The 24,207-nt window shown below is 37.9% G+C and carries 24 protein-coding genes; 5 read left to right on the top strand and 19 right to left on the bottom strand.

Annotation, left to right across the window (positions count from 1 at the left end; translation table 11 throughout):
- Positions 1-4 precede the first annotated feature (4 nt).
- The gene (locus tag BM012_RS14620; RefSeq protein ID WP_019393841.1) at positions 5-943 is read right to left on the bottom strand and encodes a beta-ketoacyl-ACP synthase III; all 939 of its coding nucleotides are present in this window, start codon (positions 941-943) and stop codon (positions 5-7) included.
- Positions 944-1,281: 338 nt separating this feature from the next.
- Here BM012_RS14620 and BM012_RS14615 point away from each other — a divergent pair, with 338 nt between their 5' ends.
- A complete protein-coding gene (locus BM012_RS14615) occupies positions 1,282-1,545 on the top strand; it encodes a hypothetical protein (protein WP_061803295.1) in 264 nt (87 codons plus the stop codon).
- A 44-nt stretch (positions 1,546-1,589) separates the two neighbouring features.
- Here BM012_RS14615 and BM012_RS14610 read toward each other — a convergent pair whose 3' ends face one another.
- The 4 genes from BM012_RS14610 to BM012_RS14595 all read right to left on the bottom strand — a co-directional run bounded on the left by BM012_RS14610 (position 1,590) and on the right by BM012_RS14595 (position 4,612).
- Positions 1,590-1,781 carry a ComZ family protein gene (locus BM012_RS14610; RefSeq protein ID WP_019393843.1) on the bottom strand — a complete coding sequence of 64 codons (192 nt, stop codon included), beginning with the start codon at positions 1,779-1,781 and terminating at the stop codon, positions 1,590-1,592.
- A gap of 63 nt (positions 1,782-1,844) precedes the next feature.
- Entirely contained in the window at positions 1,845-2,801 is a 957-nt protein-coding gene (locus BM012_RS14605) for a BMP family ABC transporter substrate-binding protein (RefSeq protein ID WP_061803294.1), read from the bottom strand.
- A gap of 113 nt (positions 2,802-2,914) precedes the next feature.
- Positions 2,915-3,766 (bottom strand): NAD-dependent epimerase/dehydratase family protein, encoded by an 852-nt coding sequence (locus BM012_RS14600; RefSeq protein ID WP_061803293.1) that lies wholly within the window; start codon positions 3,764-3,766, stop codon positions 2,915-2,917.
- Between the two features lie 111 nt (positions 3,767-3,877).
- Positions 3,878-4,612, bottom strand: a complete 735-nt coding sequence (locus tag BM012_RS14595; RefSeq protein WP_061803292.1) for an alpha/beta fold hydrolase — start codon at positions 4,610-4,612, stop codon at positions 3,878-3,880.
- 244 nt (positions 4,613-4,856) lie between these two features.
- Here BM012_RS14595 and BM012_RS14590 point away from each other — a divergent pair, with 244 nt between their 5' ends.
- Positions 4,857-5,060, top strand: coding sequence for a YjzD family protein (locus BM012_RS14590; RefSeq protein ID WP_061803291.1), 204 nt, complete (start codon positions 4,857-4,859; stop codon positions 5,058-5,060).
- Between the two features lie 24 nt (positions 5,061-5,084).
- Here BM012_RS14590 and clpB read toward each other — a convergent pair whose 3' ends face one another.
- From clpB to BM012_RS14525, 13 genes are all read right to left on the bottom strand, one after another.
- A complete protein-coding gene (clpB, locus tag BM012_RS14585) occupies positions 5,085-7,679 on the bottom strand; it encodes an ATP-dependent chaperone ClpB (protein WP_061803290.1) in 2,595 nt (864 codons plus the stop codon).
- 88 nt (positions 7,680-7,767) lie between these two features.
- Positions 7,768-8,808 (bottom strand): nicotinate-nucleotide--dimethylbenzimidazole phosphoribosyltransferase, encoded by a 1,041-nt coding sequence (cobT, locus tag BM012_RS14580; RefSeq protein WP_082802516.1) that lies wholly within the window; start codon positions 8,806-8,808, stop codon positions 7,768-7,770.
- A gap of 80 nt (positions 8,809-8,888) precedes the next feature.
- Complete coding sequence (locus BM012_RS14575) at positions 8,889-9,068, bottom strand: YjzC family protein (protein ID WP_019393850.1); 180 nt, start codon at positions 9,066-9,068, stop codon at positions 8,889-8,891.
- Between the two features lie 106 nt (positions 9,069-9,174).
- The gene (locus BM012_RS14570) at positions 9,175-9,825 is read right to left on the bottom strand and encodes an SDR family oxidoreductase (protein WP_061803289.1); all 651 of its coding nucleotides are present in this window, start codon (positions 9,823-9,825) and stop codon (positions 9,175-9,177) included.
- A 125-nt stretch (positions 9,826-9,950) separates the two neighbouring features.
- The gene (argF, locus tag BM012_RS14565) at positions 9,951-10,904 is read right to left on the bottom strand and encodes an ornithine carbamoyltransferase (RefSeq protein ID WP_061803288.1); all 954 of its coding nucleotides are present in this window, start codon (positions 10,902-10,904) and stop codon (positions 9,951-9,953) included.
- The gene (locus BM012_RS14560) at positions 10,904-14,020 is read right to left on the bottom strand and encodes a carbamoyl-phosphate synthase (glutamine-hydrolyzing) large subunit (protein ID WP_061803287.1); all 3,117 of its coding nucleotides are present in this window, start codon (positions 14,018-14,020) and stop codon (positions 10,904-10,906) included. Before BM012_RS14560 ends, argF begins: the two co-directional genes overlap by 1 nt.
- Entirely contained in the window at positions 14,013-15,083 is a 1,071-nt protein-coding gene (locus BM012_RS14555) for a carbamoyl phosphate synthase small subunit (protein ID WP_061803286.1), read from the bottom strand. Before BM012_RS14555 ends, BM012_RS14560 begins: the two co-directional genes overlap by 8 nt.
- A gap of 105 nt (positions 15,084-15,188) precedes the next feature.
- Entirely contained in the window at positions 15,189-16,349 is a 1,161-nt protein-coding gene (locus BM012_RS14550) for an acetylornithine transaminase (RefSeq protein ID WP_061803285.1), read from the bottom strand.
- Entirely contained in the window at positions 16,324-17,166 is an 843-nt protein-coding gene (gene argB, locus BM012_RS14545; RefSeq protein WP_082802515.1) for an acetylglutamate kinase, read from the bottom strand. Before argB ends, BM012_RS14550 begins: the two co-directional genes overlap by 26 nt.
- The gene (argJ, locus tag BM012_RS14540; protein WP_061803284.1) at positions 17,129-18,361 is read right to left on the bottom strand and encodes a bifunctional ornithine acetyltransferase/N-acetylglutamate synthase; all 1,233 of its coding nucleotides are present in this window, start codon (positions 18,359-18,361) and stop codon (positions 17,129-17,131) included. The genes argB and argJ overlap by 38 nt, the downstream gene beginning before the upstream one ends.
- 31 nt (positions 18,362-18,392) lie before the next feature.
- A complete protein-coding gene (gene argC, locus BM012_RS14535) occupies positions 18,393-19,460 on the bottom strand; it encodes an N-acetyl-gamma-glutamyl-phosphate reductase (RefSeq protein WP_082802514.1) in 1,068 nt (355 codons plus the stop codon).
- A gap of 429 nt (positions 19,461-19,889) precedes the next feature.
- The gene (locus tag BM012_RS14530) at positions 19,890-21,137 is read right to left on the bottom strand and encodes a molybdopterin molybdotransferase MoeA (protein WP_061803283.1); all 1,248 of its coding nucleotides are present in this window, start codon (positions 21,135-21,137) and stop codon (positions 19,890-19,892) included.
- A 71-nt stretch (positions 21,138-21,208) separates the two neighbouring features.
- Positions 21,209-21,514, bottom strand: a complete 306-nt coding sequence (locus BM012_RS14525; RefSeq protein WP_019393860.1) for a metal-sulfur cluster assembly factor — start codon at positions 21,512-21,514, stop codon at positions 21,209-21,211.
- Between the two features lie 211 nt (positions 21,515-21,725).
- On the opposite strand from BM012_RS14525, the gene BM012_RS14520 reads away from it, so the two are divergent.
- The 3 genes from BM012_RS14520 (at position 21,726) to BM012_RS14515 (ending at position 23,269) form a co-directional block, all read left to right on the top strand.
- The gene (locus tag BM012_RS14520) at positions 21,726-22,535 is read left to right on the top strand and encodes a Cof-type HAD-IIB family hydrolase (protein WP_061803282.1); all 810 of its coding nucleotides are present in this window, start codon (positions 21,726-21,728) and stop codon (positions 22,533-22,535) included.
- Positions 22,536-22,640: 105 nt separating this feature from the next.
- Positions 22,641-22,787, top strand: a complete 147-nt coding sequence (locus BM012_RS26445) for a hypothetical protein (protein ID WP_019393862.1) — start codon at positions 22,641-22,643, stop codon at positions 22,785-22,787.
- Complete coding sequence (locus BM012_RS14515) at positions 22,787-23,269, top strand: hypothetical protein (protein WP_061803281.1); 483 nt, start codon at positions 22,787-22,789, stop codon at positions 23,267-23,269. Before BM012_RS26445 ends, BM012_RS14515 begins: the two co-directional genes overlap by 1 nt.
- Before the next feature lie 44 nt (positions 23,270-23,313).
- Here BM012_RS14515 and BM012_RS14510 read toward each other — a convergent pair whose 3' ends face one another.
- Entirely contained in the window at positions 23,314-24,159 is an 846-nt protein-coding gene (locus BM012_RS14510) for a YitT family protein (RefSeq protein WP_061803280.1), read from the bottom strand.
- Positions 24,160-24,207 lie beyond the last annotated feature (48 nt).

The following is a 24,207-nucleotide window of genomic DNA, read 5'->3' as shown; positions in this document are numbered from 1 at the left end:
AAGCTTATCTTCCCCAACGCATAGCGATCGCGCCCCATGTTAACCCGCCGCCAAAACCAACCATAACTAACACATCATCATCTTTAATCTTCCCTTGTTCTAGCTCTTCAACAAGAGAAATAGGAATAGAAGCTGCTGATGTATTTCCGTAAAGGTTCACAGTCTTAGACATCTTCTCCTCAGGAAGATCAAGACGCTGACGAGCAGATTCCATAATGCGAATATTTGCCTGGTGTGGAACTAAAAAGTCCACATCTTCTTTTGATAAACCTGCTTTTTCAATTACATTTACTGCAGATTCTCCCATTTGACGAACGGCGAATTTGAATACTTCTCTACCGTTCATAAAAATAAAATCTTTTTGTTTTTGATAAAGGTGTTTTCCACCTGTTCCATCTGCTCCAAGCTCAAAAGATAAGATCCCTCTTCCTTCTGATACTGGTCCAATAACAGCTGCCCCTGCTCCATCTCCAAATAAAACAGCCGTATTACGATCATTCCAATCAGTAATAGAAGAAAGCGTCTCAGCTCCAATAACAAGAATATTTTTGTACGCGTTTGTTTCAATAAATTGTTTTGCAGTGATCACACCGTACATAAACCCTGCACAAGCGGCACTAATATCTAACGCTGCTGCACGAGTTGCACCAAGTCGCTCTTGAATCATACAAGAAACTGTTGGAAACGGCTGATCTGGCGTTACAGTTGATACAATAATCATATCAAGCTCTTCCGCTGTGATACCTGCGTCCTCTAGAGCTCTTACTGAAGCATGATAAGCCATATCCGATGTTTTTTCATTTTCTGCTACAATTCTACGCTGTTCAATTCCTGTTCTTGTGCGAATCCATTCATCAGATGTATCCACCATTTTTTCAAGATCATGGTTTGTGAGGATTTTTTCTGGTAAATAGCGCCCCATTCCAATTATTCCTGCATTCATATGAGCAACTCCTTTAAAAGAAAACTCTTTTATTTATCATTTACTATCATTTATTTTTTACACGCTCTCTATTATACAATAAAACTTTTAAGACATAAAAAAATCGCTTTGTTCTCGTCCCTCTGAGACTGAACTGAGCAAAATAGCATTGTAATTTAATATCAATTATTATGACTTGGTACTAATTTTAAATTATTTTAGTGTATTTGTCCACTTCAATCTATACAACTCTCTCAAAAAGTTTAGTATTTATAGTTACTTGCCCTAAACCTTTCTCAGTTCCTATCATATAGTAATAATTAAGGATTGGGTAATTTAGTCAAAGGGAGGGGAAAGGTTTGGCAGATCGTGAAATGGACCATTTCTCTAAGCTTATGTTCGGTTATAAAGAAACAACAAAGGAAGAAGAAAAAGAGACTGAAGATCAAGATTGTGAATGGGAAGAAAGACAAAAAGTAGAAGCTGAAGAAACAAATTCGTTTGAAAGCTATGGGGATATGGAACTTTTTGAACAAATATTTGAAATTATGGCCTCTTTAGAACGCGTGAAACCTCTTTTAAAAGAAATTTCTCCTCTTTTTCTAAAGTGGTTAAACAAGTAAACGTTCTAAAAAAGCAGCTAAGAGTATACTCTTAGCTGCTTTTTTTATGCTTCTTCAGAATTTAGTGCATCTTGTTTACCAAGCTCATATGCTTCATTCATCACTTTTGTAAGCAATGACATAAACGGCTGAAGATGTTCGGCGGTAAGCTCTGCTCCTGTTTCATCTAAGAGCTGCTTTGCTTCTGGAAGATACTTCATTGCAATTTGCATGAACTGCATACCTTTTTCATCCATCTTATGTTCCTCTTTTCTATTTAGCATTACTGTTTCTATCTTAACGAAAAAAAAGAAGAAACGCTACTTTTCATTTGGTAACTTCCCTGTCTTTTGATAAGTTTCAATATCGCGCTGTATTTTTTCTCGAAATGAATCATCTATATTCCGACTAAATTTCCCCATTGAAACAACTCCATCTTGAAAATCAAAGTAAGCATTCCCTGACTGCAACTCGCCTTTATCAAACTTCTCAGCTGCGACAACATAAAGATGAGCAACATCCTGAACAGTACTTGTTAATACCGTATTTCCACCAAAATGGCTCTGATCAGAGATAAATCCAATTGAATAAAGGTTTCTTTCTTTCAATTTTTCAATAAGTGGAACATTATAACCGTCCCCTGCTGGATATACAACATCAACATTGTTTTGAAGCATATTGTTAAGAATATGTGATGCTGCTTGTACATCGTCCCAGCTATGAACATAGCGAATATCAACATTTACTTTCTTATTCTGAAAAGCAGCTCCGTCAGCAAACCCCTTTACCTCTGGCTGCCATGCGTACGCGGCAATGATGCCTACTTGATCTGTCTCCGTCATCTTTCCCGCTACCATGCCACCAAAAAAACCCATAGCATAAGCGCTAAAATTCAAACTTGTTACATTATCCTCTTTTGCATCTCCATTAAATCCTACAAAATGCATATCAGGATATTTTTTTCCAAGCTTATTAAAGACAGGCGTATAAATATCACCATGCCCAAAGACTAAATTGACGCCTCTTTTATGAAATTCTTCTACCGATTCTTCTATGAGACTCTCTGAATCTATCTTTTCTTTATAAAAAATATCAACACCAAACTCAGATTGAATATCGACAAGTCCTGTATAACCTTTCGTACCCCATACCTGATCATTAACAGTACTTGGGATAAGCAAACCCACTTTTTCAATTTTATGTGGCTTATTGTCACACCCTGTTAAAAGCAAAAAAAGAAGGCATAGAAGCCCTAAACCTTTCTTCTTGTTATTCATTTCTCTCATTTACACCTTTCGCTGCTCCGACTCAAATGTTTAGTTCTCCTATATTCTACAACTTTGATGACCCTTTGTAAAAACCTATTTCCTCCATTAAATAGAAGGTTTTATTACTTTTCCAAAAACAGTAACTCTGTACTCTTTCTCTGCTTCTCAATTCCTTCCTCAACTCTTGTATAGGCAATATGATGGCCCTGTTGACAAGAGATATGTGGGCCATTTCTGTCTCCTTTTACCCCAGCTAAGGACGCAGCTTTTTGCCATTGTCTCTTTTGACCTGAGATAAAATGGGAGAGAGGAGCCAATTTATTTAGTTTCCTCTCATCACTAAGTTCTAATGCCACGTCTTCTACATATAATAAATCTCGTTTGTCTTCCGAAATTTTAGAGATTTGATTTCCAAGGAAGGATTGCTGAAAAACCATTGACATAGGCTGTAATGGACCATAAAGTGTAGCACATCGCACGATATAACACCTGTTTTGGTTACAGTGATATTGAAGCTTTTTTTCAAACTCATAATATAGCTTACCAGCTGCTGTTGTCGGTTCTGGAAACGTGCTTTTCTCAACAGTTTGTTGATGATCTCCGAAAACCTCTAGAGATGATGGAAAAATAAGTGGAATATGCTGGCGTTTACAAAAAGAAATAGTCTGTTTTAATGCATCATAAGCTTCAACAATTTTACCTCTTAAAAATGAACGTCTATAAAGATCTCCTCCATCTATGTACGTAAAATACACTGCTTCAATATTTTGGTCTTTAAAAATTTTAGAGAGGTCTGTTACTTCTGTAAAATTTGCATTACGGCCATACATAAAGGACATTTCTTTTCGCACAATTCCTTCCTCAGGATGACCGTCATGGACATATCCATAAACTTCTGTACCTTGCTCTAAAAAAATTTTTGTTAAATGAAAACCTAAAAAACGATTTGCCCCAATAATAGCTACCTTTTTCATATGAAGGCTCCTTCTCTAGTATGATACTGTATCGTATGCATGAAATAAGCTTTGCAATACTTATTTATTTCCACTAAAAGAAGACCTTTTTTAAAAAGGTCTTCTTGCTTTTTATAGTTCTTGTTCCCAGCTCTTATAGAATGAACAAAGCGCTTTTGAAAATAAATACTGTTTCTCAGGCAAGTAAAAAGAAATTTCTAGATTTCCTCCTTGCTCACCTTTCAATTTTTCATATTGCTTACTATGCTCAACAGAATACGGAGAAGAATTTCGTACATCGGCCCAAATTTTGGCTGGCACTTCGTTTTGATAATATTCAAGCCGCACATGATTTTCCATTGCCTCACGCGTCGTGGAACGTGTTAGATTATGTGCTTCACGATACTCTTTTTCAAGACGCTTTAAGAAAAAAGGATGTTTTTGAGCCTGCTTATAGTAAAGCTCAAAATCTAAACAAGGATTGAGAAAAGCAGCAGAGCGAATCTCCTCAGACATTTCTTCCATCAATTGAAGAGCAAGAAGCCCTCCCATCCCTTCTGCTAATAAATGGATTTTTCGATTTAAAATCTCCTGACGCATAACAAGATGATAAAGCTGTCTTGCTAAACGAAAAGCTTTTATACTTCCCCAATTCGCTCCAAATAAATTTGAATAAAACACCGTGTATCCTTCTTCAAGTAAGCAGTCTACCAGCCGTTCTCTCCCCTTATGCTGAGTCCATAAACTAGTTGAACCTTCTACAAAATGGTTGCTGTCTCCTAAAATTAAAATACCAAATCCACTTGGCTTTTCAGGAAGATGAATAACGTTCCATTGATTTTCAAGCATAAAGTAACGGCAATTCATAATGTTGTCCCCCGAATAGTTACTCTCTAACTTTAACAAGAAAGCAAAATGTTCTCTCGCTATGAACAGTCTATGAGAAAACAAGAGAAATGATAGGGAAGAGCGCCTAGTCTCTGCATTTTTTTAGTATCTGTTTTCTTTTTCATCTGTTTTAAAATGTTCAAAAAGTTTTTTTCTTTGCAATGATAATCCTCTAAAGGCTGTGGTACAATAGGAGCAAAAGCAGGGAGAATGAGGTGAGGAATTGAGAGTTATCGTATCTTTATTTTGGAGCTTTTTATTAGTAAACATGACAGCATATGTTGTGAATTCGATGCAAGGCGGTACATATAATTTTACCGTTGCTTCTATTTTATCTGTCGTTGTAACAGTACTAGTTATTATCCTAGGAGAAGCACTAGGCACTGGTGAAGAAGAAAAAAGAAAAGTAGAACTTGGTAAAGAATAAAGCAGAGGATTAATCCTCTGCTTTTTATTTTGTAATGAAAAATTCGCCGTCTTGCATATCGAGAACGATATGATCGTTATCTTGAATCGTTCCTTTAATCATTTCACGTGCAATTTTGGTTTCAATATTCTTTTGAATAAACCGTTTGAGAGGTCTTGCTCCGTATACAGGATCAAAGCCTTCTTTCGCTACATACTTCTTAGCTTCATCTGTTAATTCAACCGAAATTTGACGATTTTGCAATCGTTCGCTAAGCTCCTTTAACATTTTATCTACAATACCTGTAATTTCGTGTACAGTAAGTGGCTTAAATAAAATTGTTTCATCAATACGATTCAAAAACTCTGGTCTAAAATGGGCTTGAAGCTCATTCATGACGCTTCCACGCGCACTTTCTGTCAGCTTACCGTCTTCTAACCCTTCTAGAAGGTAATGTGATCCAATATTTGATGTCATAATAATTACCGTATTTTTAAAATCAACGGTCTTTCCGCGAGAATCTGTTATACGCCCATCATCAAGCATTTGTAATAGAACATTAAATACTTCTGGATGAGCTTTTTCAATTTCATCAAGCAAAATAACAGAATAAGGCTTACGACGCACTGCTTCTGTTAACTGTCCACCTTCTTCATATCCCACATATCCAGGAGGAGCTCCAATTAAACGAGAAACAGCGTGCTTTTCCATATACTCTGACATATCAATGCGAACCATTTGGTCTTCACTGTCAAATAAGCTTTGAGCAAGCGCTTTTGCAAGCTCTGTTTTCCCTACCCCTGTTGGCCCTAAAAAGATAAAAGAACCAATTGGTTTACTAGGGTCTTTCACACCAGCTCGTGCACGTAGCACGGCGTCTGTGACAAGTTCAATAGCTTCATTTTGTCCCACTACACGCTCTTCTAGGATAGATTCTAAGCGAAGCAGTTTCTCTCTTTCTCCTTCAACAAGCTTGACAACTGGAATTCCAGTCCATCTTCCTACTATCTCGGCAATTTCTTCTTCCGTTACTTCCTCTCGAAGCAAGCTGTGTTCTTCTCTTTCACTCATTTGTTTTTCAAGAGACGCTAGCTCTGTTTCAAGCTGAGGGATTTGGCCATGTCTTAGCTCTGCTGCTTTTTCTAAATTGTAAGCTCCTTCAGCTTCCTCTAGATCACGGCGAGCTTTTTCAAGACGCTCTCTTACTTCTTGAAGCGACTCAATATCTCCCTTTTCCTTTTCCCATTGAAGACGCATTGATTTAGATGATTCTTCTAAGTCTGCTAGCTCTTTTTCCAGAATGCTGAGGCGTTCTTGACTTATGCTGTCTTTTTCTTTACTTAAAGCTGCCTTTTCAATTTCAAGCTGCATAATGCGTCGGGTCACTTCATCAAGCTCAGCAGGCATTGAATCAATTTCTGTTCGAATTGTTGCACATGCTTCATCAATTAAATCAATGGCTTTATCAGGTAAAAAACGGTCTGAAATATAACGATCTGAAAGCGTTGCTGCTTCAACAAGCGCTCTATCGTGAATATTGACTCCGTGATGAATTTCAAAACGTTCTTTTAATCCGCGTAAAATTGAAATCGTATCTTCAACAGTTGGCTCTGCTACTTGAACTTGTTGAAATCTTCGTTCAAGTGCAGCATCTTTTTCGATATATTGACGATACTCATCAAGCGTTGTTGCCCCAATACAGTGAAGTTCACCACGAGCAAGCATTGGCTTAAGGAGATTACCAGCATCCATCGCCCCTTCTGTTTTCCCTGCTCCAACAATTGTATGAAGCTCATCAATGAAAAGTAAAATCCGACCGTCGCTTTTCTTAATTTCTTGAAGAACAGCTTTTAATCTTTCCTCAAACTCGCCTCTAAACTTCGCCCCTGCAACAAGCGCTCCAAGATCAAGGGAAAAGATTGTTTTATCTTTAAGCCCTTCAGGTACATCCTTGCGTACAATTCTCTGTGCTAATCCTTCCACAATCGCTGTTTTCCCTACTCCAGGTTCTCCAATAAGCACAGGATTGTTTTTCGTTTTTCGGGATAAAATCCGGATAACACGACGAATTTCTGCATCTCTTCCAATGACAGGGTCAATTTTCCCTTCACGTACTTCTTGAACAAGATCACGTCCGTATTTCTCAAGCACTTCATATGTGCTTTCAGGATTTTGACTATTCACGTGTGAATCACCTCTTATCGCTTTCACAACTTGTAAAATTTCTTTTTCGGTTAGCTTATATTTTAAAAATAAGTCTTTAATTTCTTTCTGTTCGTCTTCTGCTAATGAAAGCACAATATGTTCTACTGAAATGTAGGCATCTTTAAAAGCTTCCGCTTTCTTTTCTGCTCGTTGTAAAAGAGCCGAAAAAGAGCTCGTAATATAAATGGACCCTGCTTGAGCTCCTGAACCTGTTATAACAGGTTTCCGCTCAACAGCTTTTTCAACGTCAGTTCTAAAGTCCGTTACTGAAATATTCAGTTTTTCCAATATACGTTGTGCTATTCCCTCTCTGTCTTCTAAAAGAGCCGATAGCATATGAATAAGATCAATTTGCTGATGATGTTTTTCAATTACAAGATTTTGTGCACGCTGAATGGCTTCCTGCACTTTCCCTGTCATTGAATTCATATCCATTTAAATCACACACCATTTCACTAATTTGACTTTCTTTGACCTTTAGTAATAGTATATAAATTTTTTCCTTGTAGAACAACTAGAATGCTTAGATTTTCATGCCTGCTTCTTCAAATGTCATCATATCTTCATTCATAAATGTTGCTGCTTCAATAATGTTAAAAGAAAGAGCTGCACCGCTTCCTTCTCCAAGACAAAGTCCTAGTTCCAACAAAGGTTTAAATCCTAAAAACTCGGCCGCGGCTTTTGCTCCTTGCTCCATTGATAAATGAGCAGGAATTAAATAAGGAAGAACTTTAGGTTCAATAGCATGAGCAATAAGGGCTGCTGATGTTGAAATAAATCCATCCACAACAACAGGAACTTTCCGCGCTGCACCGGCTAACATAACTCCTGCCATTGCCCCAATCTCAAATCCGCCAATCTTCGCTAAAACGTCCACCCCATCATTTTTATTGGGCTTATGTCGTTGAATTGCTTCTTTAATGACAAGTGCTTTATGTGACAACTTTGCTGTTGGAAGGTTTGCTCCTACCCCTGTTACTTCCTCTGGATCTTTCCCTGTAAAAAGAGATACAATGGCGGAACTTGGGGTTGTATTAGCAATCCCCATTTCTCCTGTGCCAAGCAAGTTTTTCCCTTGATCAATTTGCTCATTAGCAAGACGGATACCGACCTCAAGTGCCGCTACTGCTTGCTGCCTTGTCATCGCAGCTTCCCTTCTAATATTTCCTGTTCCATAAGCAATTTTATAGTTTCGAATAAGCGGATAATTGATATCCGCTGCGACCCCTACATCTGCTACAACAACTTCTGCTCTAGCTTGTCTTGCTAAAGCACAAACTCCTGTAACTCCCTTAGTAAAAAGCTCTGTCTGTAAAGCAGTGATAGACTGAGGGAAAGCTGTTACTCCTTCTGAAAACACGCCATGATCTCCAGCCATTACGAGAACAACTTTTTTATCTACTTTTGGATGTAGAGTTCCAGTAATGCTTGCAAGCTGTATGTAGAGCTCTTCAAGTCTTCCTAAACTTTTTAACGGCTTAATAAGCGTGTCTACACGTTTGGTCGCTTCTTCCCTTTTATGTACATCAACTTCTGTAATGTTTTTTACTGTATTGTTTAACATATTTATACGTGCCCCTTTCACTTCCATTTTAAACGAAAAAGGCAGAGCTCGCTTTAAAAAATAAAAGCGAGCTCCAACTGTTATGGTTTTCTCATATATGTCCAGTGACGGTCATCGTTTGACGTTTCAGGGAAACGATCGCCTGCTTTAAGCTTCAATTGCTTCGGATTGTTTACATTGCTTCCTGTCTCACCGATTTCAATATATCGGCCATTGTTAGGAGCTTTTTGTCCTGGTGTAAAGTGTCGATTTTGACCCATTGTAAAACCTCCTTATAAGCTTTTCCGCCCTCTTAATATACCCTTTCTAAGCTTCATTACTACCTATTAAAAACTTCCATAAAAAAACGGCCATATCAGCCGTTTTCTACATACTTTCCAGTGCTTCCTCTATATGACGTTCACCAGATAAAATCTCAAATGTTTTATTTGTTACATGTTCATTTGTTAAGGATTCAATCAGCACGTTCGCAACATCTGCTCTTGGAATAGAGCGATCTTTCATATCTTCAATTTTTTCTTTTGCTTCGATTTGACCATTTTCTGCATCATTAGAAAGTGGTCCAGGACGCACAATTACATAGGAAAGACTAGATTTCTGTAAATACTCATCAGCAGAGCCTTTTGCTTCAAGATAAACTTTCATATTCTGATCTGATGTAGCATCTGGATTCCCTGCTCCGATTGAACTAAGCATAACAAAACGTTTTACTCCATGCTTTTCTGCTTGATTTACGAGTTGTTTCGCTCCCTCTTGATCAACAGCATACGTCTTATCTGGCCCTGTTTTTGAACCTGCCCCTGCTGCAAAAATAACAGCATCCATTCCTTTTACAGCATGTTCTATATCTTTTTCAAGATCAGCAATCACAATCTCATCTGCTCCTAGTTGCTCCACTTTGGCTTTTTGTTCCTCTTTTCGAACCATGGCAACTGCTTTGTGCTCTCTGCTTTTTCCTAGTTTTTCGACAAGAATATTTCCTGTAGTACCGTTTGCTCCAACAATAAGTACATTCATTTATCTTTCCATCCTCTCTACCCACAAAATTAATTTGTCCTTCTTTCTATTGTTGAAGTTCCCGCCTCTTTCTATCCTAAAACAAAAAAGCAGCACACTTTAAAGTGTACTGCTTGAAATCCTTTTTAGCCAAGAATAAGCTGTAACAGAGCTTTCTGAACGTGCATTCTATTTCCAGCTTGTTGAAAAACGTAAGAATTTTCTCCATCGATTACTGAAGCTGTTACTTCTTCTTCACGATGTGCAGGAAGACAATGAAGGAACAAGTAGTCATCTTTAGCATGCTTCACAAGCTCATCGTTTACTTGATAGTTTGAAAAAGCTTTTAAGCGAATATCATTTTCAGCTTCTTGCCCCATACTTGTCCACACATCTGTGTAAACTGCATCTGAATCTTGGACAGCTTCAATAGAGTTCTCTACAATAGTGATATTTGCGTCTTGTTGTTCAGCAATTTTTCGTGCTTCGTTCACAATCCACTCTTTAGGCTCATAGCCTTTTGGACAAGCAATTGAAAAATGAGCCCCTACTTTGGCACATGCAATCATTAAAGAGTGAGCTACGTTATTGCCATCCCCAATATAAGCTACTTTTAAACCCTTCAATGTACCTTTTTCTTCATAAATCGTCATCAAATCAGCAAGAGCTTGGCATGGATGAAACTCGTCTGTAAGGCCATTAATCACAGGAATTGAACCGTACTTTGCAAGTTCTTCTACCTTGCTGTGTTCAAACGTTCTAATCATAATAGCATCAATAAATTCCGAGAGCACTTTAGCTGTATCGTGAATGCTTTCTCCTCTGCCAATTTGTAAATCTTGCCCATTTAGATAAAGCGCATTTCCACCAAGCTGTATCATCCCAGCTTCAAACGATACTCTTGTACGTGTTGAAGACTTTTCAAAAATAAGACCAAGGGTTTGACCATTAAGAGATGTATTCAACTTTCCTTCCTTACGCTCTCTTTTGAGTTCGATCCCTTTTTGTAAGACTGCTTCAATTTCTTCCTTTGACCAGTCGAGTAATGTTAATAAGCTTTTTCCTTTTACATTTACTGCGTTTGCTTGTAAAGAACTCATTATGCACCAACCTCTTCTCTCTCATTTTGCCATTCTTGAAGCGACTGCACTGTATAGTTTTGGTGACTATATCCTTGTAAAAAGACAAAGCACGTCTCTAACTCATTCATAACAAACAAGCCATGTTTTAAAGCTTTTAGGCGATTCTCTTTTCCTTCTGAAACATCTTTTAAGCTTAAAAATAGTAGAGCAGAATCTCCTTTAGCCCAATCTTCTATAGCGCCTTCTGTTATAAGCTTTACACCTGCTTCTTTCGCTTTTTGAGTAAGAAGCTCTGGAATGTCACTGCTGTCTACATAAATTTCTGTGCCTTTATCATGAGTCTCAAGATAGCTTTTAAACACTTTATATGCTGCTTCTTCTGCGGTAGCTGCGATTGCAACTCCTTCACCTGTTGACTTCATTTCAGGCCCAACATGCGGATCAACACCAGAGATTTTCGTTGTCGAAAAGACAGGGAATTTTAATACTTTATATGGAATATCGGACAATAATCCTGTTTCTTCACAAAGATCCGTCAATAATTTCCCAAGCAATACATCTGTTGAAAGTGAAATAAGGGAAACGCCTGTGACTTTACTTACGAGCGGTACTGTTCGACTTGCTCGTGGATTTACTTCCAATACATAAACAGTTCCATCTTGCACAATATATTGAATGTTCATAATCCCCTTGTAACCGACTTCTTTTGAAATTTTCTCTGCATAATCTACAATGTATGATTTTTCTTTTTCTGATAAACTTTGAGCTGGCAACCATGCATAGCTATCACCAGAGTGGACACCTGCTTTTTCAACATGCTCTACAATTGTTGGAATCACAACGTTTTCTCCATCACATACCGCATCAATTTCAACTTCTGTTGTTTTCAAATAACGATCGATTAAAATTGGATAATGTGTTGGATGAACTTTAGCCAGGCACTTTTCAAGCTCTTCTTCATTATAGATTGTCATCATTCCTCTTCCGCCAATTACAAAAGATGGGCGAATCAGAACAGGGAATCCAATTTGCTTTGCCTTATGAACAAGCTCTTCTTCATTTGCTGCCATTTCCCCTTGAATATGTGGAATATCTAGTTTTTGAAGAAGCTTATAAAACTGGTCACGATCTTCGAGTGCATCAATCACTTCTTTACCAACACCAAGAATAGAAACGCCAGCTTCTGTTAACCCATCAACAAGTGAAATAGCTGTCTGACCACCATATTGAACGATAACATCCATTGTGCCTTCTGCTTCTAGCACGTTTAATACATCTTCAACAATCAATGGTTCAAAGTATAAGCGATCAGCAAGTTCAAAGTCTGTACTTACTGTCTCTGGGTTATTGTTAATTAAAATCGTTTCATATCCTGCTTTTTCAAGTGCCAGTACCCCATGAACAGAGCTGTAGTCAAATTCAACTCCTTGACCAATACGGATAGGACCTGACCCAATGATAGCAATTTTTTTCTTTGAAGAAGGGATCGTTTCTGTTTCTCCAAAATAACTTGAATAATAGTAGGCTGTCTCAGAAGCAAACTCTGCTGCACACGTATCGACCATTTTGTAGCTTGGTATGATTCCTTTTTCCTTACGTTCTGCTCGCACAATAGATTCTGTTGTATTCCACACGTGGGCAAGCATGGCGTCTGAAAAACCTTTTTCTTTTGCAAGTTTAAACAAGTCTTCTTCAACTTTTTCTAACGTTGTTTCTGTAAGCTGTTTCTCCAGCTGAACAAGATTTTGGAAGTGATCAATGAAAAACAAATCAATTTTTGTTAATTCATGAATTCTCTTGCCGTCAAACCCTCGACGTAGCAGCTCAATAATCCCAAATAGGCGCTCATCTGTTTGAGCTAAGATAAGTTCAACAAGCTCGTCTTCACTTTTATGTGCAAGAGATGGAAGAACCATTCCATCGTTATCCATTTCAAGTGAGTAAAGGGCTTTTTGGAAGCTTCGCTCAAAATTGCGGTCAATTGCCATTACCTCTCCTGTTGCTTTCATTTGTGTTCCAAGTGAACGGTCTGCCTCCATAAATTTATCAAACGGAAAGCGAGGTACCTTTGTTACTACATAATCAAGAGCAGGTTCAAAGCTTGCATATGTTGTTCCTGTTACAGGATTTAAGATTTCATCTAAGCTGTAACCAACAGCAAGTTTTGCTGCAATTTTGGCAATTGGATATCCTGTTGCCTTTGAAGCAAGTGCTGAAGAGCGGCTCACCCGTGGGTTTACTTCAATGAGGTAGTACTGCTTGCTGTTTGGATCAAGAGCAAACTGAATATTACAGCCCCCTACAATCCCAAGTGCCGAGATGATTTTAATTGATGCAGAACGAAGCATGTGATACTCCACATCTGTGAGCGTTTGAGACGGAGCAACAACAACAGAATCACCTGTATGAACTCCAACAGGATCGATATTTTCCATATTACAAACCGTAATACACGTATTTTTGTAATCACGCATAACCTCATATTCTACTTCTTTAAACCCCGCAATGCTTTTCTCTATTAAGCACTGTGAAATAGCACTTTCACGAAGTCCACTCTCTGTTAGTGTTCTGAGATCTTGAAGTGTATGAGCAATTCCGCCTCCTGTTCCTCCAAGCGTATAAGCTGGTCTTACAATGAGAGGAAAGTCAATTTTCTCAGAAAACGCCACTGCTTCTTCAACCGTTGTTACGATTTCACTTTCAGGAACAGGCTCATTTAACTCTTTCATAAGAGCACGGAATTTCTCACGACTCTCCCCTTTTTGAATAGATTCAATAGGCGTTCCAAGGAGGCGTACTCCGTATTTCTCTGGAATTCCTTGTTCATCAAGATTCAGTGCTAAGTTTAGCCCTGTTTGACCTCCGAGTGTAGCAAGAAGACCTTCTGGCTGTTCTTTTTCAATGATTTTCTCAACAGAGCTTACTGTTAAAGGCTCAAAATATACTTTATCTGCAATATGACTATCAGTCATAATTGTAGCTGGATTGTTATTTAAAAGAATAACTCTGTATCCTTCTTCTTTTAGAGATAAGCAAGCTTGAGCCCCTGAATAATCAAATTCCGCTGCTTGCCCAATTACAATCGGACCAGAACCGATGACTAGTATTGTGGATAATGTTGTGTCTTTAGGCATATGCTTTCTCTCTCCCTGCTTCTTTCATAAGTGTTAAAAATTCATCAAAAATGTAGTTACTTTCACTTGGTCCTGGATGTGCTTCAGGGTGATATTGTACAGAAATGACAGGTAACTTCTTATGTGTTAATCCTTCAACAGATTTGTCATTTACATTTTTAAAGCGAACTTGTAGTTCTGTATTTTCTAGACTTTGTTCATCAACAACATAGCTATGATTTTGAGATGTCATAACAACACGCTTTGTTTTCAAATCAATTACAGGCTGATTTGCTCCACGATGACCAAATGCAAGTTTTTTAGTTAATGCACCAAAAGTCAATCCTATAAGCTGATGACCCATACAAATGCCGAGAGTTGGGTATGATGATACAATTTCCTTTAAATGTGAAAGCTGTGGGTTCATTTGAACAGGATCTCCTGGTCCATTAGAAAGCACAACTCCATCTGGCTTGAGGGCTTCAATTTGCTCTTTTGTTGTATTGTACGGAGCAATCGTTACTTTACAATCTTTCTCAAGAAGAGAATCCAAAATGGATTTTTTAAAGCCAAAGTCCATCAACACGACGTGTCGCTTTCCTTCCCCGATTGTTTCGAACTGTTCAACAGATACAGCTTGAATTTGCTTTCCTTCTTTTAACGGATTCACAACAGCTGCTTCTGCCGCAATCGTTGCTCCCATTGTTCCTTGTTTACGAATTCTCTTCACAACCGCTCTTGTATCAACGTGTTTAATAAGTGGAATATCCCATTTTTTTAAATATTCCTCTAATGAGTAATTAGCTTCATAATGGTGTTTACTCGTTTTGCTTTCATATACAACAACAGCAGACACGTGAGGCTTCTTACTTTCAAAATCTTCTTTATTAATTCCATAATTGCCAATAAGCGGATATGTGAACACAATAATTTGATCTTTGTAAGAAGGATCTGTTAGTACTTCCTGATAGCCCGTCATTCCGGTGAAGAAGACAATTTCGCCTCCTACATTTTGCTTTGCTGATGTTTTAGCTAACTCTCCAGTAAATGTTTCTCCGTTTTCTAAATGAAGATAGCCCTTCATAATGCACCTCTCACGAATAATTATTTCTTTTTAAGTATTTTTATACAAGCTTATTTTAAAAAGAAGGTCTGATTAAAAGAACAATCAAACCTTTTACTCTTTTCATTACTGTATTACTGGCGTAGTCATCTCAGTAAATACTTTTTCTAGCTTTTCAATGGCTTCGTCCAGTTCTTCTGTTGTAACAGTTAGTGGTGGAAGAAGTCTTAAAACCTGTGGTCCTGCAGGTAGAGCTAATAATCCATTTTCACGAAGCTTTGTTAAAAGTTCCCCTTGATTCACAGATGTTTCAATTCCAATTAGAAACCCTTTCCCTCTCACTTCCCGAATTTCTTCAATATGTTGAAGCTTCTCAGCTAATTTCTCTGTAAAATAATCTACTTTTTGATTGACTTCTGTTAAAAAACTCTCATCAAAAATCTCAGCCAAGACAGCTTTTGCAGCTGCCATTGCCAGTGGATTCCCTCCAAATGTTGTACCATGTGAACCAGCGGAAAAAGTATCACGGAGGAATTCCTTTCCAAGCATCGCCCCTACTGGAAATCCATTTCCAAGACCTTTTGCAATCGTAATTACATCTGGTTCGATGTCATAATGCTGATAAGCAAATGGTTTTCCAGTTCTTCCGATACCTGTTTGCACTTCGTCAACAATAAAAAGTGATCCGTTCTCTTTGCAAAGCTGTTGTACTTTCTGTAAAAACTCAGCATTTGCAGCATGAACGCCGCCCTCTCCTTGAACAACTTCTAGCATAACAGCTGCAACACTCTCATTGATTTCACTCGCTAAAGCTTCGCTATCGTTATAAGGAAGGTAAACAAATTCTTGTAAAAGAGGGCCAAATCCTTCTTGAATTTTCCCTTGCCCTGTTGCACTCATTGTAGCAAATGTTCGACCGTGAAATGATTGCTTGAACGTAATCACTTTTGTTCGCCCAGTATACTTTCGTGCTAGCTTAATTGCAGCTTCATTTGCTTCTGCTCCACTGTTACAGAAAAAAGCAGCATCGCAGCAGCTATGAGCAACAAGCTGCTCTCCTACTTCCTCTTGAAGAGAAACCGGAAAAAGGTTGGAAACGTGCCAAACTTTTTCGAGTTGCTCTTCGATCGCTTTTTGCACAGAAGGTGGACGGTGACCTAAATTACAAACAGCAATTCCAGAGATAAAATCAAGATATGTTTTTCCATTTGTATCAGTTACTTTCGTTCCTTCTCCATGTGCAATTTCAAGCTCTAATCGATTATATGTTGGAAACAACGCGCTCATCATTACACTCCTTACTTTTTGTGTCATATTTTATAGATGTTCCGATTAATCCTTGCTCATTACAAAATGAAGATGTGCCACTTGCAATATAAACATTATCTAATGATGATGACAGAGCACTTACAGCTGTTTTTACTTTCGGAATCATTCCTCCTGTAATTACTTGTTCATCGATAAGTTTTTCAACCTCTTTTACTGTTAACGTTTCTAGCAGTTCTCCATCTTTTAAAACACCTTTTACATCTGTAATAAAAAGCAATCGCTCTGCTTTCAATCCTTTTGCAACAGCTCCTGCTGCAACATCTGCATTTACATTTAAAAGCTGGCCGTTCTCATCCATTCCGATTGATGAGATAACAGGAACATATCCCTGCTCTAGAAGACTATAAAGGAGGTTGCTCTCAACATGACTCACTTCTCCTACAAATCCTAATTTTCCGTCTTGAATTTGCTGTGCCTGTAGAATAGCTCCATCGCATCCAGAAAGACCGACTGCTTTGATTTTATTTTTAAACAGTTTTGTGACAAACGTTTTATTCACTTTTCCTCCGAGCACCATTTGAACAACGTTAAGTACCTCGACAGACGTTTTTCTAAGACCTTCTACAAATTCAGTTTGAATATTTAAGCTGTTCAAAGTCTCGGCAATATCAGGTCCCCCACCATGCACAATTACAACATGATGATTTTGTTTTAGAACGTTAAGACTTTGAAAAAAATCGTCTGTTAGTTCATTAATGATGCTTCCTCCACATTTTATAACAACAACTGATTTTTCCTCACGTTCTGTAGCTAGCATTGATTTTGACATAGTCATACGTTAAGTCACACCCCCATGCTTTTCCAGTTTCTTCTCCATTATGAAGATTCACATGAATGACAACAGTAGAATTCTCAAGATATTTTGTTGCTTCTTCCTCATCAAAAGGTTGTGGTGTACTGTTTTCGAGCATTGTAATTGGTCCGAGTGCAATATGAACAGTTTCAGGGTTAAGGTCTGCACCAGAATAGCCTATTGCACAAAGAACTCGGCCCCAGTTTGCATCAGATCCAAATACAGCTGACTTTACAAGATTTGAACCAATAACAGATTTCGCCACTTTGTTTGCATCTTCTTTTGTAGCTGCTCCTGTAACATTCACTTCAATCAGTTTTGTTGCTCCTTCTCCATCTTTAGCAATCTGACGAGCGAGATCTTCACAAACAAGCTGAAGTGCGTTATAGAATGTTGACCATTCTTTATGTTCTGTTGTTAATGCTTCATTTCCCGCCATGCCATTTGCCATTACAAGCACCATATCGTTTGTTGACGTATCTCCATCAACTGTAATTTGATTAAAACTGTTGTCTGTAATAGAACGAAGAGCACCTTGTAGAGATTCACTATCAATATTTGCATCTGTTGTTACAAAGCCAAGCATTGTGGCCATATTTGGATGAATCATGCCTGATCCTTTTGCAGCTCCGCCGATTGTCACTGTTTTCCCATCAATTTCAAACTGATAACAAGACTTTTTCATTATTGTATCTGTTGTTAGAATAGCCGTTTGAAAATCTTCCGCTCCGTTTACTCCGTGATTTGTTGTAACATCAAGAATACCGTTTCGCACCTTCTCCATTGGCAGCATTTCTCCGATTACTCCTGTCGAAGCAACTGCTACATAGTGCTCTGGAACAGAAAGCTTATGTGCTGTAAGCTGTCTCATTTCATACGCGTCTTTCAATCCTTGTTCACCAGTACAAGCATTTGCATTAGCGCTATTAACAATAATCGCTTGTAAAAGCTGTTCCTCTGCAATACTTTCTCTCGTTACTTTTAGCGGAGCTGCTTGAAATACATTTTGTGTATATACAGCTGCGCAGCTTGCTGGTTTCTCACTTACAACAACTCCAACATCTTTCTTTGCGTGACGAAGTCCTGCATGAACACCTCCGGCTGAAAAGCCTTTTGGAGATAAAAGCGAGCCCTCTTCTATTTTATAAATCTTCTGTTCTACCTGAACTTGTAGCAATGTTTTCTCCTCCTTGAATCCTTCTATTCTATTACGGGTACATAGGTAGAAAGCCTAAACCTGTCTCTGCTTTTAGCCCCATTAAAATATTTGCATTTTCAATTGCTTGCCCTGCAGCTCCTTTTACAAGGTTGTCAATGACTGAAACAATCGTTACCCTATTTGTTCTTTCATCGTAATCAATCCCAATGTCACAATAGTTTGATCCACTTACTTCTTTCGTTGCTGGGAACTCACCTAGAGGACGAACTCTTACAAATGTTGAACGTTCATATGCTTTTTTATATACCTCATAAAGCTCTTCACAAGTCATAGCGTCTTTTACCGTTGCATATATTGTCGACATAATTCCTCTTGTCATCGGGACAAGGTGCGGATTAAATGTGACGTGTCCAATATTGTCATCAAATCTGTGCAATGTTTGTTCAATCTCCGGAATATGCTGATGTTTATTCACTTTATATATTTTCATATTTTCATTAATTTCTGCGTAATGAGCTGTTCGTGATAGCGAACGACCTGCTCCTGAAAGACCCGACTTTGCATCAATAATAATTGAATGAGGCTGAATCATTCGCTCTTTTACAACCGGAATGAGACCTAAAAGCGTTGCAGTTGGATAACACCCAGGATTAGAAATAAAAGTACTCTCTTTCACTTCTTCTGAAAACCACTCTACAAGTCCATATGTTGCTTCATCTATGTATTTCTTAGGACCTGGTGTTTTCCCATACCACTTTTCATACATGCCTTCTTCTTTTAATCGAAAATCTCCTGATAAATCTACGACTCTGCTTCCAGCTTCGATAAGCTGTGGTACGAGCGTTGTTGAGATTCCTGATGGAGTAGCCGTAAATACAAGATCAACGCTTTTTGCCATCTCTTCGGGATCAATTTTTTCAAGTAACCAATTATAGTGGGCAAGATGAGGGTATTCCTCTCGAACTTCTTTTTGTTCTTTTGAAGAAGAGTAAACAGCTTCCACTTGAAACACAGGGTGTCCTTCAAGTAAACGAATTAACTCAACGCCTCCATATCCTGTAGCACCAACAATGCCAACTTTCACTTTTTTCTGGTTTTCTTGAATTTCGCTATCCATTCTATATATGCTCCTTTGTTCGCATGCTCTGTTTCCTCTAAATTTAGGTTAAAGAATAGAACACTTAGTTGAATTAATTGTTATTATAACTTTGCATAAAAATAAAGTCAATTGTATATTTAATTCATTTCGCAATACTTTTTCTTTTCACAATTCGTCTTAACGCTAGAATCTTACCTCATTTTTATTAAAAACCCTTTCCCCTCCATGTATTTATATACCATCGCCATTCAAAAAAGATAGCAAAAATCATAAACATAAAAATAAAAAATCTATATTTTTAGAATTTTTGTTATCTTTTTATTCCTTCAACGTTCTATATACCAATTTTTAATATATGTTAAACCCTCTTTTTTCAGCACCTTGTTATGCTGTACTATTTTAAATGTCATAAAAAAAAGCGTGCCAAGCAAGTCTGGCACGTTTTGATTAATTCATATCTTTAGTTAATAAAACATCTACTTTCTGACCCTTTTGAAATCCTTTTGTTCCTCCTGGAAGAATTGTTAAACCATTTGTAAAGGCAAGTGAAGATACAACATTTGATTTATCAAGACGAGCGGGATTTACAACAAATCCTTCTTTTGTGTATTCAATGCTTGTTCTCACAAATCGAGTAAAAGGGTTTGCCTTTAAAAAATCACTTCCAAGCGTTGCCTTAACAACACTGTGGTGAGGGTTTTTACTATGAAGAAAAGATTTAATGATTGGATAGGTAAAAAGCTCAAATCCAACGTAGCAAGCAGAAGGATTTCCAGATAAGCCAAAAAGAAGTTTACCATCAAGCTCTGCAACCGTTGTGACACTTCCTGGTCTCATGCCTACTTTGTTAAAGAGTACATTTGCACCTATTTTTTCGTAAATAGCTGGAAGATAGTCAAAATCACCTACAGATACGCCTCCTGTCGTAATAAGAAAATCAACGGAGTTTATTGCTTCTTCTACTGCCCCATAGCATTTTTCGAAATCATCTTCCAATATTCCTAAATCTATTGCTATTCCACCGCTTTGTTCAATTTGAGCGCATACCATTGGCGCATTGCTGTTTCGTATCTTTCCTGGTTCTAACTCCTGATCTACGCTTAAAAGCTCTGTACCTGTTGCAAATACTCCGATCCTTGGCTTTTGAACAACTTGTAATCGTGAATAACCAAACGTTGCTAAAAGAGCTACAGTGCCTGGGTTAATCTTTGTTCCTTTTTCAACAAGCACTTCTCCCCTTTGGACATCTTCTCCTTTAAATGAAATATTATCTCCAGCTGAAAATGATCGTTTGATAGACATAAATGTTTGTTGTTCTTTCACATACGAATGAGTCAATTCAAGCATAACAACTGCATCTGCTCCCTCCGGCATTTGAGCTCCTGTCATAATGCGAACAGCATGAAATGGCTGAAGGGGAGCTGAAGCGACTTTTCCAGCTCCAATTGTTTCTACTACTTTAAATGAAACAGGATTTTCTCTTGTCGCATATTTACTATCTTCTGCACGGATTGCAAAGCCATCGTACGGTGAGCGATCAAATGGTGGAACAGGATGCGTAGCAATGATGCTCTCTCCCAAATATCTTCCACATGCTTCTTTCAACAATACTTCCTCAACTTCTCCATGTTTCATATACTCCATCACTTTATGTACAGCTTCTTCAACTTTTACTGGTGTTCTTCTCTCAACCATTAATAAACTCCCCCTGAATTATGTATAGAAAAAAACCCCACTAGTGTGTTAAACACCTAATGGGATTTCTTTTATTGTACGCCAAGCGCGATTTTTGCATAGCGAGTCATACGATCTTTTGACCACGGTGGATCGAAAACAATATTTACTTCAACGTCTTCTACTCCTTCGACAGCCCCAAGAGCTGTTTTCACTTGGTCTGAAAGCATACCTGCAAGTGGGCAGCCAATAGAGGTTAACGTCATTGTAACAAATACTGTACCTTTATCTTCTTCAACTCCATAAACTAAACCTAAGTTCACAATATCAACGCCTAACTCGGGATCAATTACGTTCTCAAGAGCTTCCATGATGACTTCTTCACGTTTTGCTTCCATTTTTTTACCTCCTTAAAGTTCGCCTTTTACGGTCTTACTTTTTAGGCTTTTTATGTCCCCATTATAACGACAAATGAAGTCTATTGAAACCAATTACGCTCACAACAATTGAAAAAGCGTTAAATCCTTGCTAAAACGTTCATTTCGCCCACTGTTCTACATATACTTGTGTTACAGTAAAAAAGACAAGCTTTATAAGAAAGGAGCTCTTATGCCAGAAAAACATTTGATTGCTTTAGACCTTGATGGAACATTACTAACAGATAAAAAGGAAATTACCCCCTATACAAAAAGAGTCATTGCAAGCGTTAGGGAGCAAGGCCATATTGTAATGATTGCTACAGGACGTCCTTATCGTTCAAGCACGATGTATTACAAGGAATTAGACTTAACCACTCCTATCGTGAACTTTAATGGAGCACTTGTTCATCATCCACAAGACGGGACATTTGGAACATATCATAGTCCAATGAATCACAAAACAATTCACGAAATTGTAGAAGCAATGGAACAGTACGAAGTCACTAATATTTTAGCTGAAGTTATGGACGATATGTACGTTCATTATGATGATAGACAATTAACAGATGTACTTGCACTTGGCCATCCTAAAGTGACAAGAGGCGACTTACGAAAGTTTCTCCGAGAAGATCCAACCTCTATTCTTATCCATGCAAATCAATCACAAGTAGATGATATTCGTTCACACCTTTCAGATGTTCATGCAGAAGTTATTGAGCATAGACGATGGGGAGCTCCTTTCCACATCATAGAAATTGTTAAGAAAGGAATCAATAAAGCTGTTGGCTTAAAAAGGGTTGCCGAACATTATAACATTCCTACACAGCATATTATTGCCTTTGGTGACGAAGATAATGACTTCGAAATGATAAAGTTTGCAGGAGTTGGCGTTGCAATGGGAAATGCTATTCCCTCATTAAAAGAAATAGCTAACACTTCCACTTTAACAAATGAGGAAGAAGGCATTGCTCATTTCTTGATTGACCATTTAAAACTATAGTAGGCAAATTTTTTCCGTTATATTTTTCTCTCCCAAGCAAACAATAGAACTGACACCAACCAACGTTGGGTCACTTGCGGGTATATTTTTAAGGGGGAATGAAGAATGGGCAGAAGCAACAAATCAAAACGTTTTGTAAAACAAGGTGCAGACGCAGTAAGTAAACATGCTGAACGTATTCCTTATCACTTAACGCTAGAACAAGCTGAACAAGCACGTGCTCATTCCTCTTCAACAGGAGGACAACTGTAATGGAAAAGTCATTTTTAAGAAGTCTTATGGAAAGATTTATGCAACGTTCACATTCTGGAAATGGCAAGAAAGCTCAACAGCCAACACGCCGCCCTTCACCAGAAAGTATTGAGATGGCTGAAGAAATTCTCGGTCATCCGCACAAAGGTATTGATAATGAGGAGAAAAGCCACTTAAGTAACTTGCAGAAAAACTTCTCAGGGTCTCATTCTCAAAGCTCACGAGGCCATAACGGGCAGTATGATATAACAAGTGAAACAGTCAATAAAGCTAAAGCAGGCGCTTCAAGTGTAGAACAAAAGCATTTAGACACTTTCTCACAGCAGTCACTACATGGAAGCAGTATGAAGAATAATCAAAACTACAGTGAAGAAATTGCGAATGAGACTGTTTCAGGAGCCATGCAAAAGGCAGATGCTCAAGAAAAACAGGAGTTAGAAAACTTCTCTCGTCAGCTAAAAGGTCCAAACAATAAGAAATAAAGATAAAAAAAGCTGAGGTCATAAGACACATGACCTCAGCTTTTTTAATTGTCTCTTCTAAAAAATCCAAAAACCCCCGCTGTTTCAATAATATTTGTAAATGCTTCGGGATCGATTTCTCCAATGATTTTTTCTAAGTCATAAAGTTCATACCGTGTAATAACCATAATCATCATCTCTTTTTCTTTGTTTGTAAAAGCGCCTCTAGCAGGAACGGTTGTAATACCCCGCACCATTTTGGCATAGATAGCTTTTTTCAGATCTTCTGTTTTGGTCGTAATAATCATAGCTGTTAATTTTTCGTGTCTTGTATGAATGGCATCAATAACCCTTGTTGAAACATATAGCGTTACTAACGTATAAAGAGCCTTTTCCCAACCAAATAAAAGTCCAGCAGTTAAAATGATAATAGCATTCAAAATAAAAAAGTACGTGCCAATTGGTCTGTCTTTCATACGAGATAAAATCATTGCAACAATATCAAGTCCTCCTGTAGATGCTCCCCACTTTAACGTAATTCCCATCCCAACTGCTGCAATGACTCCACCAAACACAGCATTTAGTAAAAGATCTTCTGAAACATTTAAGACAGGTACAATAGCAAGAAAGAACGTTGATCCTATAACGCTTATAAAACTGTATAAAGTAAATGACTTACCTACTTTTAACCACCCTAAGATAGCTACAGGTATGTTTAACAGTAATAAAAGAGTTCCTGTGGAAATATTAAATGCTGTAAATTCTGTTAAAATGCTTGAAATAAGCTGAGCTGCCCCTGTAAAGCCACTTGCATACACATTAGCAGGAATTAGAAATAAATTTAACGAACATGCATTTAACAACGCTCCAATCAGTACAATGATAAGGCGCTGGATTTCAATCAGCATCATAAGATTCCTCTCTTTCAGCAGCAAAGTGATTTTTATGTCTTAATATCT

The organism is Priestia endophytica DSM 13796 (genome assembly GCF_900115845.1).
GTDB classification, from domain to species: Bacteria; Bacillota; Bacilli; order Bacillales; family Bacillaceae_H; genus Bacillus_I; species Bacillus_I endophytica.
Note: the sequence above shows the minus strand (reverse complement) of the source record. Positions and strands in the feature narration are given on the sequence as shown.

Excerpts from the sequence above, each read along its gene's own strand:
- clpB (WP_061803290.1), bottom strand. The coding sequence starts at position 7,679 with ATGGATATGAATTCAATGACAGGGAAAGTGCAGGAAGCCATTCAGCGT.
- BM012_RS14525 (WP_019393860.1), bottom strand. The coding sequence starts at position 21,514 with ATGGAAGCAAAACGTGAAGAAGTCATCATGGAAGCTCTTGAGAACGTA.
- BM012_RS14605 (WP_061803294.1), bottom strand. The coding sequence starts at position 2,801 with ATGAATAACAAGAAGAAAGGTTTAGGGCTTCTATGCCTTCTTTTTTTG.
- BM012_RS14570 (WP_061803289.1), bottom strand. The coding sequence starts at position 9,825 with ATGAATGTACTTATTGTTGGAGCAAACGGTACTACAGGAAATATTCTT.
- cobT (WP_082802516.1), bottom strand. The coding sequence starts at position 8,808 with ATGTTAAACAATACAGTAAAAAACATTACAGAAGTTGATGTACATAAA.
- BM012_RS14550 (WP_061803285.1), bottom strand. The coding sequence starts at position 16,349 with ATGAGCGCGTTGTTTCCAACATATAATCGATTAGAGCTTGAAATTGCA.
- argB (WP_082802515.1), bottom strand. The coding sequence starts at position 17,166 with ATGACTATGTCAAAATCAATGCTAGCTACAGAACGTGAGGAAAAATCA.
- BM012_RS14515 (WP_061803281.1), top strand. The coding sequence starts at position 22,787 with ATGGAAAAGTCATTTTTAAGAAGTCTTATGGAAAGATTTATGCAACGT.
- BM012_RS14595 (WP_061803292.1), bottom strand. The coding sequence starts at position 4,612 with ATGAATTGCCGTTACTTTATGCTTGAAAATCAATGGAACGTTATTCAT.
- BM012_RS14530 (WP_061803283.1), bottom strand. The coding sequence starts at position 21,137 with ATGGTTGAGAGAAGAACACCAGTAAAAGTTGAAGAAGCTGTACATAAA.
- BM012_RS14520 (WP_061803282.1), top strand. The coding sequence starts at position 21,726 with ATGCCAGAAAAACATTTGATTGCTTTAGACCTTGATGGAACATTACTA.
- BM012_RS14620 (WP_019393841.1), bottom strand. The coding sequence starts at position 943 with ATGAATGCAGGAATAATTGGAATGGGGCGCTATTTACCAGAAAAAATC.
- BM012_RS26445 (WP_019393862.1), top strand. The coding sequence starts at position 22,641 with ATGGGCAGAAGCAACAAATCAAAACGTTTTGTAAAACAAGGTGCAGAC.
- BM012_RS14575 (WP_019393850.1), bottom strand. The coding sequence starts at position 9,068 with ATGGGTCAAAATCGACACTTTACACCAGGACAAAAAGCTCCTAACAAT.
- BM012_RS14610 (WP_019393843.1), bottom strand. The coding sequence starts at position 1,781 with ATGGATGAAAAAGGTATGCAGTTCATGCAAATTGCAATGAAGTATCTT.
- BM012_RS14560 (WP_061803287.1), bottom strand. The coding sequence starts at position 14,020 with ATGCCTAAAGACACAACATTATCCACAATACTAGTCATCGGTTCTGGT.
- BM012_RS14600 (WP_061803293.1), bottom strand. The coding sequence starts at position 3,766 with ATGAAAAAGGTAGCTATTATTGGGGCAAATCGTTTTTTAGGTTTTCAT.
- BM012_RS14555 (WP_061803286.1), bottom strand. The coding sequence starts at position 15,083 with ATGAAGGGCTATCTTCATTTAGAAAACGGAGAAACATTTACTGGAGAG.
- argF (WP_061803288.1), bottom strand. The coding sequence starts at position 10,904 with ATGAGTTCTTTACAAGCAAACGCAGTAAATGTAAAAGGAAAAAGCTTA.
- BM012_RS14510 (WP_061803280.1), bottom strand. The coding sequence starts at position 24,159 with ATGATGCTGATTGAAATCCAGCGCCTTATCATTGTACTGATTGGAGCG.
- argC (WP_082802514.1), bottom strand. The coding sequence starts at position 19,460 with ATGGATAGCGAAATTCAAGAAAACCAGAAAAAAGTGAAAGTTGGCATT.